We start from the raw sequence: 13,979 nt of genomic DNA, 5'->3' as shown, positions 1-13,979 counted from the left end.
GTGGGGCGGGGGAGGGCCGTCTCGGCACTCCCCGGCAGGGGCGTACAGACGTGCGAACCGCACGACCCGACCGGCCCTACCGAACCGTACCCGCCCCGGCCGCCGCCGTGTGAGCGGCCGGGACGGTTCGTCACGTACCCAACATCGCCCGCCGGACGCCGTCAACCAGCCAGTTCGTCGGCCAGGGCGCGGAGTGCCAGCCGGTAGGAGCCGATTCCGAAGCCCGCGACGGTGCCGGTGGCCACCGCGGCGATGACAGAGTTGTGACGGAACTCCTCGCGCGCGTGCGGGTTGGAGATGTGCACCTCGATCAGCGGCGCGGTGCGCTGGGCCGCCGCGTCCCGCATCCCGTAGGAGTAGTGGGTGAAGGCGCCCGGGTTGATCACGACCGGGATCCGGCCGTCCGCCGCCTCGTGCAGCCAGCGGATGATCTCGCCCTCGTCGTTGGTCTCCCGGACCTCCACGTCCAGGCCCAGCTCGGCGCCGAGGGCGGTGCACTCGGTCACCAGCCCCGCGTAGGAGGTGGCGCCGTAGACGTCCGGCTCGCGGCTGCCCAGCCGCCCCAGGTTGGGTCCGTTGAGCACCAGGACCCGCTGCCGGGCACCGGCCGGCGCGCCGCTCACGCGGACACCTCGCCGTAGGCGGCGAGCAGCATCGCCGGGTCCGGCGCCTCCAGCACGGTGGGCCTGGCCAGGCCGTCCAGCACGATGAAGCGCAACCGGTCGCCGCGGGACTTCTTGTCCACCTTCATCGTCTCCAGCAGCCGCGGCCACTGGTCGCCGCGGTAGGTCAGCGGCAGGCCCACCGACTCCAGCACCGCACGGTGCCGGTCCGCGGTGGCGTCGTCCAACCGGCCGGCGAGCCGGCCCAGCTCGGCGGCGAAGACCATGCCGACGGAGACCGCGGCGCCGTGCCGCCACTTGTAGCGCTCGTTCTTCTCGATGGCGTGCGCCAGGGTGTGGCCGTAGTTGAGGATCTCCCGCGGCCCGGACTCCTTGAGGTCGGCGGAGACCACCTCGGCCTTCACCCGGATGGAGCGCTCGATCAGCTCGGCGGTGTGCGGCCCGCGCGGGTCGCGGGCGGCGGCCGGGTCGGACTCGATCAGCTCCAGGATCGCCGGGTCGGCGATGAAGCCGGCCTTGATGACCTCGGCGAGCCCGCTGACGTACTCGTTGACCGGCAGCGACTCCAGCGCGGCGAGGTCGCACAGCACCCCGGCCGGCGGGTGGAAGGCGCCCACCAGGTTCTTGCCCTCGGCGGTGTTGATCCCGGTCTTGCCGCCGACGGCCGCGTCCACCATGCCCAGCACGGTGGTGGGCACCGCGACCCAGCGCACCCCGCGCAGCCAGCACGCGGCGACGAAGCCGGCCACGTCGGTGGTGGCGCCGCCGCCGACCCCGACGATCACGTCGGTGCGGGTGAAGCCGGTCTGGCCCAGCGCCTTCCAGCAGTACGCCGCGACCTCGGTGGTCTTGGCCTCCTCTGCGTTGGGCAGCTGGATCGCGATCGCCTCGTACCCCTGGTCGGCGAGGTCCTGCCGGACCGCCTCACCGGTCTCCGCGAGCGCCTCCGGGTGGAGTACCGCGACCCTCTTCGCCGCACCGATGAGACCGGGCAGCTCGCCCAGGAGCTGCCGGCCGACGAGCACCTCGTAGGGATCGCTGCCCGCGGTGCCGCCGACCTGGATACGGATGGGTGTGTTGGTCATGCCTTCCTCAGTTCGAGTGCGTCGAGGATCGCGTCGGCGACCTCCTCGGGGGTACGGCCCTCGGTGGAGACCACGGTCCGCGCCACCTCGGTGTAGAAGGGGCGGCGCCGCTCCATCAGCTCGCGCCAGGCCTGCCGGGGGTTGACCGCCAGCAGCGGGCGCGGGGCGTCCAGCCCGGTCCGCCGGACGGCCTCGGCGACGCCCATCTCCAGGAAGACCACCGGCCGGCCGGCGAGCAGCGCGCGGGTGCCCTCGTCCATGACCGCGCCGCCGCCGAGGGCCAGTACGCCGGTGTGCCCGGCGACCGCCTCCCGCACCGCCCGCCGTTCCAGCTCGCGGAAGTGCGGCTCGCCGTCGTCGATGAAGATCGCCGAGATCTCCTTGCCGGTGGCCGCGACGATGTCGGCGTCGGTGTCCCGGAAGCCGGTGTCCAGCCGTTCGGCGAGCAGCCGCCCCACGGTGGTCTTGCCCGCGCCCATCGGCCCGACCAGGATGACCGCCGGGCCGGTCATCGGATGGCGAGGTGGTCGAGGTAGCCGCGCACGTTGCGCCGCGTCTCGGTGACGCTGTCGCCGCCGAACTTCTCGGCCACCGCGTCGGCGAGCACCAGCGCCACCATGGCCTCGGCGACGATGCCGGCCGCCGGCACCGCGCACACGTCGGAGCGCTGGTGGTGGGCCTGGGCCGGTTCGCCGGTGGTGACGTCGACGGTGGCCAGCGCCCGGGGCACGGTGGCGATGGGCTTCATCGCGGCCCGCACCCGCAGCAGCTCGCCGGTGGTCAGGCCGCCTTCGGTACCGCCGGAGCGCCCGGAGGTCCGCCGGATGCCCTCGGGGGTGGTGACGATCTCGTCGTGCGCCTGGGAGCCGGGGACCCGGGCCAGGTCGAAGCCGTCGCCGACCTCCACGCCCTTGATCGCCTGGATGCCCATGAGCGCCGCGGCCAGCCGGGCGTCCAGCCGGCGGTCCCAGTGCACGTGCGAGCCCAGGCCCACCGGCACGCCGTACGCCAGCACCTCGACCACACCGCCCAGGGTGTCGCCGTCCTTGTGGGCCCGGTCGATCTCGGCGACCATCGCCTTGCTCGCGTCGGCGTCCAGGCAGCGCACCGGGTCGGCGTCGAGCCGGTCCACGTCGGCGGGGACGGGGTGCAGGCCGTAGGGCGCCTTGGCACCGGCCAGCTCCACCACGTGCGAGACGATCTCGATGCCGGCGGTCTCCTTGAGGTACGAGCGGGCCACCGCGCCGAGCGCGACCCGGGCCGCGGTCTCCCGGGCGCTGGCGCGCTCCAGGACCGGGCGGGCCTCGTCGAAGCCGTACTTCTGCATCCCGGCGAGGTCCGCGTGGCCGGGGCGGGGCCGGGTCAGCGGCGCGTTCCGGGCGAGCCCGGCCAGCACCTCGGGATCGACCGGGTCGGCCGCCATGACCTGCTCCCACTTGGGCCACTCGGTGTTGCCGACCATGATGGCCACCGGGCTGCCGAGGGTACGGCCGTGCCGGACACCGCCGAGGAAGGTGACCTCGTCCCGCTCGAACTTCATCCGGGCACCGCGGCCGTAGCCGAGCCGCCGCCGGGCCAGGGCGTCCGCCACCATCCCGGTGCTGACCGGCACCCCGGCCGGCAGCCCCTCCAGCGTCGCCACCAGTGCGGGGCCGTGCGACTCCCCCGCGGTCAGCCAGCGCAACCTGCTCAACGGTGCTCCTCTTGCTCGCGCCCTCAGCGGTAGGCGGCGCTCCGGGTGCGCGGCCCTGGCCCGCCGCCTCCGATCCTCCCATGCCGTTCGCGGCGGTCAGGACAGGGTCTCAGCACGTGGACCGGGCGTCCGGCAGGAGGGACGGCCGGGCGCGGGCCCCGGGTGGCAGGACGGGAGCGGCCGGGCGAGGGTTCGCCCCCCCGCCCGGCCGCTCCCGTCCCGGACGCCGTCCGTCAGCCGTGCCGGGCGGCGAGCGCCGCCTCGCCCGCGGCGCGCATCGCCTCCAGCGGGGCCGGCGCGCGGCCGGTCATCTGCTCGACCTGGAGCACCGCCTGGTGGACCAGGAGGTCCAGTCCGCCCACCACGGTGCCGCCCCGCGCCGACCAGGCGGCGGCCAGCGGGGTCGGCCAGGGGTCGTAGAGCACGTCGAAGAGCGCCCCCGGGTGCTCCGGGACGGCCCCCGCGAGCGCGTCGGTGGCGCCCGCCGGGGTGGTGGCGACCACCAGCGGGGCGTCCAGCGCCTCGGCCGCGTCGGCCCAGTCCGCGATGCGCACCACCATGCCCAGCCGGTCGGCCCAGCGGCGCATCTCGGCGGCCCGCTCGGGGTTGCGGACGTAGACGCCGACCTCGCCGGGGCAGATCCGGGCCAGCGCGGCGAGCGCGGACGACGCGGTGGCACCGGCCCCGAGCACCGCGGCCCACTCGGCCTTCTCCACCCCGTGCTCGGCGAGCGCCGCCGTCATCCCGGGGATGTCGGTGTTGTCCCCGAGCGCCCGGCCGTCCCCGGTGAAGACCACGGTGTTGACCGCCTCCACCGCGGCCGCCGGCTCGCTGATCTCGTCCAGCAGCGGGATGACCGCCCGCTTGAGCGGCATGGTCAGCGACAGCCCGGCCCAGACCCGGCGGTCCAGTCCGGTGACGAACTCGGGCAGGGCGCGCTCGTCCACGTCGAACCGGTGGTAGGTCCACCCGGCCAGGCCGAGGTCGGCGTAGGCGGCGCGGTGCAGCACCGGCGAGAGGGAGTGGGCGATCGGTGACCCGAGGACCGCCGCCCGGTGGGTGTACGTCATCAGTCGTTCTTCCGCCGACGCTCGTTGAACTCGTCGACCAGCCGATCGTGCTCGGCGTAGGTCTTGGTGAACTTCGTGGTCCTGCCGTCCAGGGAGATGAAGTAGTACCAGCCGTCGTGGGTCGGTTCCTGGGCCGCCTCCAGCGCCTCCGCGCCCGGGTTCCCGATCGGTCCCGGCGGCAGTCCCCGGTAGTAGTAGGTGTTGTAGGGGTGGTCGAGGTTCTTGATCTCTTCCAGCGTGATGTCGATCTTGCTCTGGTTCTTGGCGTAGTTGTACGTCGAGTCGAACTGGAGCTTGCCGACCGTCTCCACATTATCCGGCTTGAGGCGGTTGTAGATGACTTCGGACATCTTGCGGAAGTCGTCCGAGGTGACGCCCTCGGCCTGCACCAGGCTGGCCACCGTGACCAGTTCCAGCGGCGAGTCCAGACCCAGCTCCTCGGCCTTGCCGGCCAGGTCGTGCTCGGCGTACTCCTTGGTGGCGTGCCTGACCATGTCGCGGAGCACGGCCTCGGGCTTGGCGTCCTTGCCGACGCTGTAGCGGGCCGGGTAGAGGAAGCCCTCCAGGGGATCCTTGACCTGGGCGTGGGGCTCGGCCCACGCCGGCAGTCCGAGGTTGTCCGCCTCCCGCTCGGCGACCCCGGCGGTGGTGCCCGCGGGCAGGCCGATCTTCTTGTCGATGGCGGCGTAGACCTGGACGTTGCGCATGCCCTCGGTGACGATCAGGGCGTTCATGCTGGCCGGGTCGGTCATCATCCGCACCGCGGCCTCGGCGGACATCTCCTTGCGGAGGGTGTAGGCGCCGGGCTGGATGCTGCCCCCCTTGGGGTGGCTGTTGGCCGCCTCGATGAAGGCGTCGGTGCTCTTGACCACGCCCTGGCCCTTGAGGATGTTGCCGATGTCGGCGACCCCGGCGCCGTCCGGGATCTCGACGGCGACCTCGCCGCTGCCCTGCCCGGAGTAGTCCGGCGGGGAGCCGAAGTGGCTCTGGTACAGGTCGTAGCCGAAGTAGGCGACGCCGCCGGCGAAGCCGGTGAGCACCACGGCGACGACCAGGCAGGCCAGCCCGTTGCGCCGTTTCTTGCCCCGGCGGTCCCGGCCCCCGCCCGCGGACCGCCCGTCACCGGCACCGTCGTCCTCGTCGCCTTCGGCGTCCTCGGTGTCCGCGGTGTCCTCGATGTCCGCCGGGAGGAGGGAGCGGCGGGCGGTCCGTGCCCCGGCGGTCCCGCCGGCCGGGTCGTGGCCCGGGGCCGCGTCGTGGTCCGCGCCCCGGTCGTGACCGGTGGCGACGCCCGCCGGCTCGGGCTCACCGCCGGGGCGGCCTGCCTCGTGGTCCGGATCCTGGTACGGGTCCTGGGCCCCCGCCCTGTTCCAGGGTACCCGTGGCCCGGGTGGTGGGGGCTCCGGCTGCCCGCCGCCGGGGGGGACCGGGGGGCGGGTAGGCGTCCGCGGTGGCGTAGTGGTCCGGCTGGGCGCCGGTGTGCGGGTCGACCGGCTGCTGGTACGGGTCGGTGGGGTCGCTCCCGCCGTACCCGGGGTCCCAGCCGCCGTAGTGCGCCTGCCCGTGCGACGGCCCGGTCCCGGCCGTGCCGTCGTCGTAGGGCGTCTGCCCCTGGCCGGCCGTGCCGTCACCGTACGGGGCGCCCGCCCCGTAGGGGTCCTGGCCGTGGCCCGCCTGCGCCCCGTCCCAGTGCCCCTGCCCCGGATGGTTGGAGTACTCCGGCGAGGGGTAGGAACCCGCGTGCGGGTCCCCGTAGGGGTCCTGCGGATGACCGGAGGGACCCAGCGGATCACCCGCGTAGGGATCGTGGCCGGCCCCGGCGTACGGATCGTGACCGGCCCCGGGCCGCTGTCCGTCCCATCCCGGGTCCCCGGGTCCTTGCTGCCCGTAGCCGGGTGCGGAGGACGGGTCCTCGGGGGGCCACGGTTGGGAGCCGGGGCCCCGGCCATACTCAGTCATCGATCCCCTAGTGCCGCGTGACGGCAGCCGGGGTCGCGTGCGCCGGTGGCGCGGGGGCGTGCGGCTGCCCTGGACGCGCGGAACGTTACCGTATCGCGATCAGATGACCACTTCGACGCCCTCGCCGGGAGGCTCGCCGGACACCCGTTCGGTCTCCAGCGCGTTCTGCAGGATCACCACGGCGGCGGCCTGATCGACCGACGCCCGCCCCTTCTTGGCGCTCACCCCGGAGGCCCGCATGGACTGGGCGGCGGTGACCGTGGTCATCCGCTCGTCCACCAGCCGGACCGGCACCGGCGCGACCCGCTGGGCCAGCGTCCGGGCGAAGGCGCGCACCTTGGCCGCGGCCGGGCCCTCCCGTCCGCTGAGCGAACGGGGCAGCCCGACCACCACCTCGATGGGCTCGTACTCCTCGACGATCGCCGCCAGGCGCCGGTGGGCGGCCGGGACGTCGCGTCCCGGCACGGTCTCCACCGGCGTGGCGAGGATCCCGTCGGGGTCGCACGAGGCGACCCCGATCCGGGCGTCCCCGACATCGACCGCGATGCGTCTGCCGCGTCGCAGGCTCATGCCCGCTCGGCCACGAGTCGTTCGACGGCCTCGATGGCCTCGCCGACGGCCTGCGGGTTCTGGCCACCGCCCTGGGCGACGTCCGGCTTGCCGCCGCCTCCGCCGCCGAGGGTCTTGGCGGCGGTACGGACCAGGTCACCGGCCTTCAGGCCCCGCTCGCGGGCCGCCTCGTTGGTGGCGATGACGGTCAGCGGGCGTCCGTTGGCGGTGGTGAACAGGGCCACCACGGCGGGCCGGCCGCCCTGGATGCGGCCCCGCACGTCCAGCACCAGCTTGCGCAGGTCGTCGGCGCCGGTGCCGTCGGGCACCTGGCCGGTCACCAGGGCCACCCCGTGGACGTCACGGGCGCTCTCGGCGAGCCCGGCGGCGGCGGCGAGCACCTTCTCCGCGCGGAACTTCTCGATCTCCTTCTCGGCGTCCTTGAGCTTGGCGAGCATCCCGGCGACCCGCTCCGGCAGCTCCTCGGACCGGCCCTTGAGCAGGCCGGTCAGCTGGGAGACCACGGTGGCCTCGCGGGCCAGGAAGTTGTACGCGTCCACGCCCACCAGGGCCTCGATCCGGCGCACGCCGGAACCGATCGACGACTCGCCGAGCAGCTTCACCAGGCCCAGCTGGGCGGTGTTGTGCACATGGGTGCCGCCGCACAGCTCCTTGGAGAAGTCGCCGATGGTGACGACCCGCACCCGCTCGCCGTACTTCTCGCCGAACTCGGCGATGGCGCCCTGCTTCTTCGCCTCGTCCAGGCTCATCACCTCGGCCTGGACGTCCAGCTCGCGGGCGAGCACCTCGTTGATCTTCTGCTCGACGTCGGTGAGGACCGTGGTGGGCACGGCGCTCGGGGAGCCGAAGTCGAAGCGGAAGCGGCCGGGCTGGTTCTCCGAACCGGCCTGGGCGGCGGTCGGGCCCAGGGCGTCGCGCAGCGCCTGGTGGGTCAGGTGGGTGGCGCTGTGGGCGCGGGCGATGGCGCGCCGGCGGCGCACGTCGATGGCCGCGTAGGCGGCGGCGCCCACGGTGACCTCGCCGACCTGGACGGTGCCCTTGTGCACGTGCACGCCGGGCACCGGCTTCTGGACGTCACGCACCTCGATGACGGCACCGGAGTCCAGCCGGATCCGGCCGGAGTCACCGATCTGGCCGCCGCCCTCGGCGTAGAAGGGAGTGCGGTCGAGGATGACCTCGACCTCGTCGCCCTCGGAGGCCGCGGGGGACGGCACGCCGTCCACCAGCAGGCCCACCACGGTGGACTCGCTCTCGGTGGTGGTGTAGCCGGTGAAGTCGGTGGCGCCGGCGGTGTCGGCGATCTCCCGGTACGCCGTCAGGTCGGCGTGGCCGGTCTTCTTCGCCTGGGCGTCGGCCTTGGCGCGCTCCCGCTGCTCCTTCATCAGGCGGCGGAAGCCCTCCTCGTCCACGGACAGGCCCTGCTCGGAGGCCATCTCCAGGGTGAGGTCGATCGGGAAGCCCCAGGTGTCGTGGAGCAGGAACGCCTTGTCGCCCGGGAGGACGGTGCCGCCGGCGGCCTTGGTCTCGGTGACGGCGGTGTCGAGGATGTTGGTGCCGGCCTTGAGGGTCTTGAGGAAGGCGGCCTCCTCGGCGAGCGCGACCGTCTCGATGCGCTTGCGGTCGGTGATCAGCTCCGGGTACTGCTCCCCCATGGTGCCGATGACCGTGTCGACCAGCCGGCCGATGACCGGCTCGGTGGCGCCCAGCAGCCGCATGTTGCGGATGGCCCGGCGCATGATGCGGCGCAGCACGTAGCCGCGGCCCTCGTTGCCGGGGGTGACGCCGTCGCCGATGAGCATCACCGAGGTGCGCAGGTGGTCGGCGACCACGCGGAGCGAGACGTCCGAGGCGTCGTCGGCGCCGTAGCGGACGCCGGTGAGCTCGGTGGCGGTGTCCATCACCACGCGCAGGGTGTCGGTCTCGTACATGTTCCGCACGCCCTGCAGGATCATGGCGAGGCGTTCCAGGCCGAGGCCGGTGTCGATGTTCTTGCTCGGCAGGTCACCGAGGATCGGGAAGTCCTCCTTGCCCGAGCCCTCGCCGCGCTCGTACTGCATGAAGACCAGGTTCCAGATCTCCACGTAGCGCTCGTCGTTGACGGCCGGGCCGCCCTCCACGCCGAATTCCGGACCGCGGTCGTAGTTGATCTCCGAGCAGGGGCCGCACGGGCCGGGCACGCCCATGGACCAGAAGTTGGGGCCCATGCCGAGGCGCTGGATGCGCTCGGCGGGCACGCCGATCACGTCGCGCCAGATGCGCTCGGCCTCGTCGTCCTCCTGGTAGACGGTGATCCACAGCCGCTCGGGCTCCAGCCCGTAGCCGCCGTCGGCCACCGGGGTGGTCAGCAGCTCCCAGGCGAGCTTGATGGCGCCTTCCTTGAAGTAGTCGCCGAAGGAGAAGTTGCCGCACATCTGGAAGAAGGTGCCGTGCCGGGTGGTCTTGCCGACCTCCTCGATGTCCGGGGTGCGGACGCACTTCTGCACGCTGGTGGCGCGGTCGAACGGCGGCTTGACCTCGCCGAGGAAGTAGGGCTTGAAGGGGACCATGCCCGCGGGGACCAGCAGCAGCGTCGGGTCGTCCGCGATGAGCGACGCCGACGGCACGACGGTGTGCCCGCGCTCCTCGAAGAAGCGCAGCCAGCGGCGGCGGATTTCAGCCGACTCCATCAGTGGTCCTCTTTCCCGGTGGTGCGGTTGTTGACGGTGTACGGGGGTTCGAGCGGGTGGGCGCCCGGCCGCGCGGTGAGCTCCCGGTCGTCCCGGGTGCCGGGCGCGGCGGTCAGGCCCAGTGCATCGCGGAGCGCCGCCTCGCGGTCGGCCATGCCCTCACGCACGTCGAGCGCGAAGAGCTTGACCCGCCGGCCCGCCAGCACCGCCCGGTCGGCGGCCTGCGCCGCCAGGCTCTCCGGCGTGAGCTGGTTGAGCTTGCGGTTGACCTTGGTGGTGGCCCACACGCCGGCTGCGACGCCGGTGCTGAACCAGAACGTGCGGCGGAACATAACGGCCCCTCAGCCCTTCGATCCACGGTTGCGGCGGCCACCCCGGCGGGCGGACGGCAGGGTCTTGCCGACGATCACGGTACGCTCCGGGCGCTGCTCGGACCCGGCCGACTTCCGGCCGATCGCCCGGCGCACCCCGTACCCGAAGGCGGCGACCTTGACCAGCGGCCCGCCGAAGGCGGAGGAGACGGTCGAGGAGAGCGCCGAGGCGTTCGCGGTGACCTCCTGGACGTCCGCGGTGATCGAGTCCACCCGGGCCAGCTGGGTGTTGGCGGAGCGGACGGTCGCGGACGCCTCGCCGAGCAGCGGCACGGCCTGTTCGGTCACGTCCGCCACCAGCTTGGTGGCCGCCTTGAGCGTCTGCGCGAGCCGCACCAGCGCGAGCGCGAGGAACGACACCAGGATCGCCCAGAAGACGGCCACGAGAATCCCGGCCACCTCTCCACCGGACACGTTGCACCGCTCCTTGCAGGTTGTCATCTGGCAGGTATCGACCTTATCGCGCCGGTGCCGGACCCCCGTAACGGATATGGGGGGCGGCGCGGGCCGCGGCGGCCGGTCCGCAGTGTACGGCGCGTTCGCCCCCCGGCACGTTCCGTGTGCCGCGCGACGGCCGCCGGATCCGGCCGCCGGGAGGCCGCGGTGCCGGCATGCCGGGGCCCGGAAAGGGCCCGCCGGAGCGCCCGGGCGCCGGGAGGGGACACGAGGTCCCGGGCGCCGGGAGGGGCGTGCGGGACGGCGGCGGGCCGGGCGCCCGGTGGTCCCGGAACGGCGACGGCCCGCGGCCGCCGCGCCGACGGGAGTCGGCGGGCGGCACGCGGGCCGGGTGCGCGGAGGAGTACCGGCCGCCGGATCAGCGGGCGTAGTACTCGACGACGAGCTGCTCGTCGCAGATCACCGGGATCTCCTTGCGCTGCGGGTCGCGGTCCAGGCGGAACGCCAGGGCCTTGAGGTTGACCTGCAGGTAGCGCGGGGTCTCGCCGTCGAGGGCGTAGCCACCCTCGCGGGCGACCTGGAAGGGGTGCTTCTCGCGGCTGCGCTCGCGGACCATCACCACGTCGTCGGGACGGACGCGGAAGGACGGCTTGTCGACCTTGCGGCCGTTGACCTCGATGTGGCCGTGGACGACCATCTGGCGGGCCTGGTAGATCGTGCGGGCGATCCCCGACCGCAGGACGAGCGCGTCCAGACGGCGCTCAAGCTCGATGATCAGCGCCTCGCCGGTCTTGCCTTCGACCTTCCGAGCGCGGTCGTAGGCACGCGCCATCTGGCGCTCGCTGATGTCGTACTGCGCACGCAGACGCTGCTTCTCCAGCAGACGGACCTTGTAGTCACTGTTCTGCTTGCGGCCACGGCCGTGCTCACCCGGCGGGTAGGGGCGGGCCTCGAAGTACTTGACGGCCTTGGGGGTCAGCGCGATGCCGAGCGCACGCGACTTCTTGACCTTGGGACGCGACTGGTTCACGTGGAACGAACCTCCATGTAAGTTAGGTGAGCCTTACCTTATCCGAGGAGTAACGCATGATTCGACCTGGGATCCCCCTGCCCAGCCCTGGTCAGAGCGCTGCGAAGGGTCAGCCGCGTCCCGTGGAAGACGCCCCGCGGCCCACAGCGGCGGAGCGTGTACGTACTCTCGTGGACTCCAAGGCTACGGCGTCCCTGACGATTCCCGGAATCGGGGGCGAGGGCGATCGTGTCGACCTCGAACCCCTGGCACGCGCCGTCACGCCCCAAGGGGACCTGATTTTGCTGGTGTTCGGCCGCTCCGTGGTGGCCCGGGCCGCGGCCCACGCCCAGGACGACGAACTGCCCTGTGTGATGGAAATCACTGACGTCGCGCCGGTTACGGTACCGCACCGCATCCGCGCCCGTGCGGAGATCGCCGGCTGGGTGACGCCCGTGCCGCCGGGGGACGAGGCGGCGCACGCCCTGCTCGCCGGGCAGCACCCGGCGGGACACCTGCCGACGGACGGGCCGGACGTGCCGGTCCCGGCCCGGTCCCTGCTGCGGCTGGAGGTCGGCGAGGCGTGCGTGGACGATCTGTGGGGCGCCGGGCAGGTGGAGCCGGACGAGTTCGCCGCGGCCCGCCCCGACCCGCTCGCCCCGCACGAGGCGGAACTGCTCCAGCACCTGCACGCCGCCCACGGCGACCAGGTCCGCTCGCTGTGCCGGCTGCTGGGCGAGCGGGCCTGCGGCACCGGTACGGCGGTTCCGCTGGCCCTGGACCGCTTCGGGCTGCGGGTGCGGTTCGCCGGTTCCGGACTGCCGCCCTTCGACGCCCGCTTCGACTTCCCCGAGCCGGTCCGGGACGTCACCGGGCTGCGGCGGGCGATGCGGGCGCTGTTCACCACCGCCGCGGAGTGACACCCCCGCGGGCCCGGTGCCGGCCGCCCGGGACCGGCGCCGCCCGCCGCCCGGCCCGCGCGGCCGGTCGGATACCCGCGGGGCAGCCTCCGGACCGCTGCCGCGGGGCGGCCGGCGCCCCCGGGCACCGCCTCGCCGCTCTCGCACCGGGGTCGTCGGCGTCGCGCGCCGCCGCGTCCCGCCCCGATCGCCCTACGGGGTCTCGCCCTGGTCCGGCCGGTCACCGCGCAGCCGCCGCCGGACCCGCTCCACCACCTCCGCGTAGCGGGCCTCCGCGCCGTACCGGGTGGGCTCGTAGTACCGCTTGCCGTGCAGCGCGTCGGGCGCGTACTGCTGGGCCGCGATGCCGCCGGGCAGGTCGTGCGGGTAGAGGTAGCCCTGGGCGTGGCCGAGCTTCTTCGCGCCCTGGTAGTGGCCGTCCCGCAGGTGCGCGGGCACCGGTCCGGCGAGCCCCTTGCGGACGTCCTCCAGCGCCGCGCCGATGGCGGTGGTCGCGGAGTTGGACTTCGGGGCCAGGGCGAGCGCGATGGTGGCGTGGCTGAGGGTGAGCGCCGCCTCCGGGAACCCGATGAGCGCCACCGCCTGCGCCGCGGCCACCGCGGTGGGCAGCGCGGTGGGATCGGCCAGCCCGATGTCCTCGCTCGCCGAGATCATCAGCCGGCGGGCGATGAACCGGGGGTCCTCCCCCGCCTCGATCATCCGCGCCAGGTAGTGCAGGGCGGCGTCCACGTCGGAGCCGCGGATCGACTTGATGAGCGCGCTCGCCACGTCGTAGTGCTGGTCGCCGGCGCGGTCGTACTTCACCGCGGCCCGGTCGACGGCCTCCTCCAGGGTGGCGAGCGTGATCTCCGCCTCCCCCTTGGCCAGCGCCGCCCCCCGCCCCCCGCCTCCAGGGCGGTCAGCGCCCGGCGGGCGTCCCCGCCCGCGATCCGCAGCAGATGGGTCTCGGCGTCCTCGGGCAGCGTCACCGCGCCGCCCAGCCCGCGCTCCTCGGTCAGCGCCCGGCGCAGCAGTCCGCGCAGGTCGTCGTCGGTGAGCGGCTCCAGGGTGAGCAGCAGGGAGCGGGAGAGCAGCGGCGAGATCACCGAGAAGTACGGGTTCTCGGTGGTGGCCGCTATGAGGGTGACCCAGCGGTTCTCCACGGCGGGCAGCAGGGAGTCCTGCTGCGCCTTGCTGAACCGGTGGATCTCGTCGAGGAACAGCACGGTGTCGCGGCCGTACGCCCCCGAGGAGCGGCGGGCGCCGTCGATGACCGCGCGCACCTCCTTGACCCCGGCGGTGATCGCCGACAGCTCCACGAAGCGCTTGTCGGTGGCCCGGCTGACCACGTAGGCCAGGGTCGTCTTGCCGATGCCCGGCGGTCCCCACAGGATCACCGAGGACGGCCCGGCCGGGCCCTCGGACCTCTGCACGAGCCGTCGCAGCGGCGATCCGGGCCGCAGCAGGTGGCTCTGGCCGACGACCTCGTCGAGGGTGCGCGGACGCATCCGGACGGCGAGCGGGCTGCCCGCCGGGTCCTTCTCCTGGCGGGCCTCGGCGGCGGCGGTGAACAGATCTGGCTCCACGTGGGAAGCCTATGTCACGGCACCGACGGTGCCGCCGGGCCGCCGCCGGGCC

13 protein-coding genes and 1 pseudogene are annotated in these 13,979 nt (G+C 73.8%); 1 reads left to right on the top strand and 13 read right to left on the bottom strand.

The genetic code is table 11. The annotated features are described in order from the left end of the window. Nucleotides 1–161 precede the first annotated feature (161 nt). The 12 genes from aroQ to rpsD form a co-directional block, all read right to left on the bottom strand. Nucleotides 162–623 (bottom strand): type II 3-dehydroquinate dehydratase, encoded by a 462-nt coding sequence (aroQ, locus tag IHE55_RS25610; protein ID WP_197991185.1) that lies wholly within the window; start codon nucleotides 621–623, stop codon nucleotides 162–164. Then, nucleotides 620–1,708 (bottom strand): 3-dehydroquinate synthase, encoded by a 1,089-nt coding sequence (gene aroB / locus IHE55_RS25605; RefSeq protein WP_197991184.1) that lies wholly within the window; start codon nucleotides 1,706–1,708, stop codon nucleotides 620–622. The genes aroQ and aroB overlap by 4 nt, the downstream gene beginning before the upstream one ends. Continuing rightward, complete coding sequence (locus IHE55_RS25600) at nucleotides 1,705–2,220, bottom strand: shikimate kinase (protein ID WP_197991183.1); 516 nt, start codon at nucleotides 2,218–2,220, stop codon at nucleotides 1,705–1,707. Before IHE55_RS25600 ends, aroB begins: the two co-directional genes overlap by 4 nt. Next, nucleotides 2,217–3,401 (bottom strand): chorismate synthase, encoded by a 1,185-nt coding sequence (gene aroC, locus IHE55_RS25595; protein ID WP_197991182.1) that lies wholly within the window; start codon nucleotides 3,399–3,401, stop codon nucleotides 2,217–2,219. Before aroC ends, IHE55_RS25600 begins: the two co-directional genes overlap by 4 nt. Nucleotides 3,402–3,634: 233 nt before the next feature. Continuing rightward, nucleotides 3,635–4,471, bottom strand: coding sequence for a shikimate dehydrogenase (locus IHE55_RS25590; protein WP_197991181.1), 837 nt, complete (start codon nucleotides 4,469–4,471; stop codon nucleotides 3,635–3,637). Continuing rightward, nucleotides 4,471–5,514, bottom strand: a complete 1,044-nt coding sequence (gene mltG, locus IHE55_RS31755) for an endolytic transglycosylase MltG (protein WP_307826819.1) — start codon at nucleotides 5,512–5,514, stop codon at nucleotides 4,471–4,473. Before mltG ends, IHE55_RS25590 begins: the two co-directional genes overlap by 1 nt. A 262-nt stretch (nucleotides 5,515–5,776) precedes the next feature. Continuing rightward, nucleotides 5,777–6,430 (bottom strand): chromosomal replication initiator protein DnaA, encoded by a 654-nt coding sequence (locus tag IHE55_RS31750; protein ID WP_232266966.1) that lies wholly within the window; start codon nucleotides 6,428–6,430, stop codon nucleotides 5,777–5,779. Between the two features lie 99 nt (nucleotides 6,431–6,529). Then, nucleotides 6,530–7,000, bottom strand: a complete 471-nt coding sequence (ruvX, locus tag IHE55_RS25580) for a Holliday junction resolvase RuvX (protein WP_197991179.1) — start codon at nucleotides 6,998–7,000, stop codon at nucleotides 6,530–6,532. Next, nucleotides 6,997–9,666 carry an alanine--tRNA ligase gene (alaS, locus tag IHE55_RS25575; protein ID WP_197991178.1) on the bottom strand — a complete coding sequence of 890 codons (2,670 nt, stop codon included), beginning with the start codon at nucleotides 9,664–9,666 and terminating at the stop codon, nucleotides 6,997–6,999. The genes ruvX and alaS overlap by 4 nt, the downstream gene beginning before the upstream one ends. Beyond that, complete coding sequence (locus tag IHE55_RS25570; RefSeq protein ID WP_232265697.1) at nucleotides 9,666–9,998, bottom strand: DUF6167 family protein; 333 nt, start codon at nucleotides 9,996–9,998, stop codon at nucleotides 9,666–9,668. Before IHE55_RS25570 ends, alaS begins: the two co-directional genes overlap by 1 nt. Before the next feature lie 9 nt (nucleotides 9,999–10,007). Continuing rightward, nucleotides 10,008–10,478 carry a DUF948 domain-containing protein gene (locus IHE55_RS25565; protein ID WP_197991177.1) on the bottom strand — a complete coding sequence of 157 codons (471 nt, stop codon included), beginning with the start codon at nucleotides 10,476–10,478 and terminating at the stop codon, nucleotides 10,008–10,010. 373 nt (nucleotides 10,479–10,851) lie between these two features. Then, complete coding sequence (gene rpsD / locus IHE55_RS25560; protein ID WP_197991176.1) at nucleotides 10,852–11,463, bottom strand: 30S ribosomal protein S4; 612 nt, start codon at nucleotides 11,461–11,463, stop codon at nucleotides 10,852–10,854. A 56-nt stretch (nucleotides 11,464–11,519) separates the two neighbouring features. Between rpsD and IHE55_RS25555 the strand changes: the two genes are divergently transcribed. Then, complete coding sequence (locus IHE55_RS25555) at nucleotides 11,520–12,362, top strand: DUF2470 domain-containing protein (RefSeq protein ID WP_197991175.1); 843 nt, start codon at nucleotides 11,520–11,522, stop codon at nucleotides 12,360–12,362. A 192-nt stretch (nucleotides 12,363–12,554) separates the two neighbouring features. Here IHE55_RS25555 and IHE55_RS25550 read toward each other — a convergent pair. Continuing rightward, a pseudogene (locus IHE55_RS25550) lies at nucleotides 12,555–13,927 on the bottom strand (replication-associated recombination protein A). Nucleotides 13,928–13,979 lie beyond the last annotated feature (52 nt).

It is taken from the genome of Streptomyces pactum, from assembly GCF_016031615.1.
Lineage (GTDB): Bacteria > Actinomycetota > Actinomycetes > Streptomycetales > Streptomycetaceae > Streptomyces > Streptomyces pactus.
This window is presented reverse-complemented; position numbering and strand designations above follow the sequence as displayed.

Bases quoted from the DNA above. Each gene is read 5' to 3' on its own strand.
- ruvX (WP_197991179.1), bottom strand. From the start codon at position 7,000: ATGAGCCTGCGACGCGGCAGACGCATCGCGGTCGATGTCGGGGACGCC.
- IHE55_RS25590 (WP_197991181.1), bottom strand. From the start codon at position 4,471: ATGACGTACACCCACCGGGCGGCGGTCCTCGGGTCACCGATCGCCCAC.
- IHE55_RS31750 (WP_232266966.1), bottom strand. From the start codon at position 6,430: ATGACTGAGTATGGCCGGGGCCCCGGCTCCCAACCGTGGCCCCCCGAG.
- IHE55_RS25565 (WP_197991177.1), bottom strand. From the start codon at position 10,478: ATGACAACCTGCAAGGAGCGGTGCAACGTGTCCGGTGGAGAGGTGGCC.
- IHE55_RS25600 (WP_197991183.1), bottom strand. From the start codon at position 2,220: ATGACCGGCCCGGCGGTCATCCTGGTCGGGCCGATGGGCGCGGGCAAG.
- alaS (WP_197991178.1), bottom strand. From the start codon at position 9,666: ATGGAGTCGGCTGAAATCCGCCGCCGCTGGCTGCGCTTCTTCGAGGAG.
- IHE55_RS25570 (WP_232265697.1), bottom strand. From the start codon at position 9,998: ATGTTCCGCCGCACGTTCTGGTTCAGCACCGGCGTCGCAGCCGGCGTG.
- aroB (WP_197991184.1), bottom strand. From the start codon at position 1,708: ATGACCAACACACCCATCCGTATCCAGGTCGGCGGCACCGCGGGCAGC.
- IHE55_RS25555 (WP_197991175.1), top strand. From the start codon at position 11,520: ATGATTCGACCTGGGATCCCCCTGCCCAGCCCTGGTCAGAGCGCTGCG.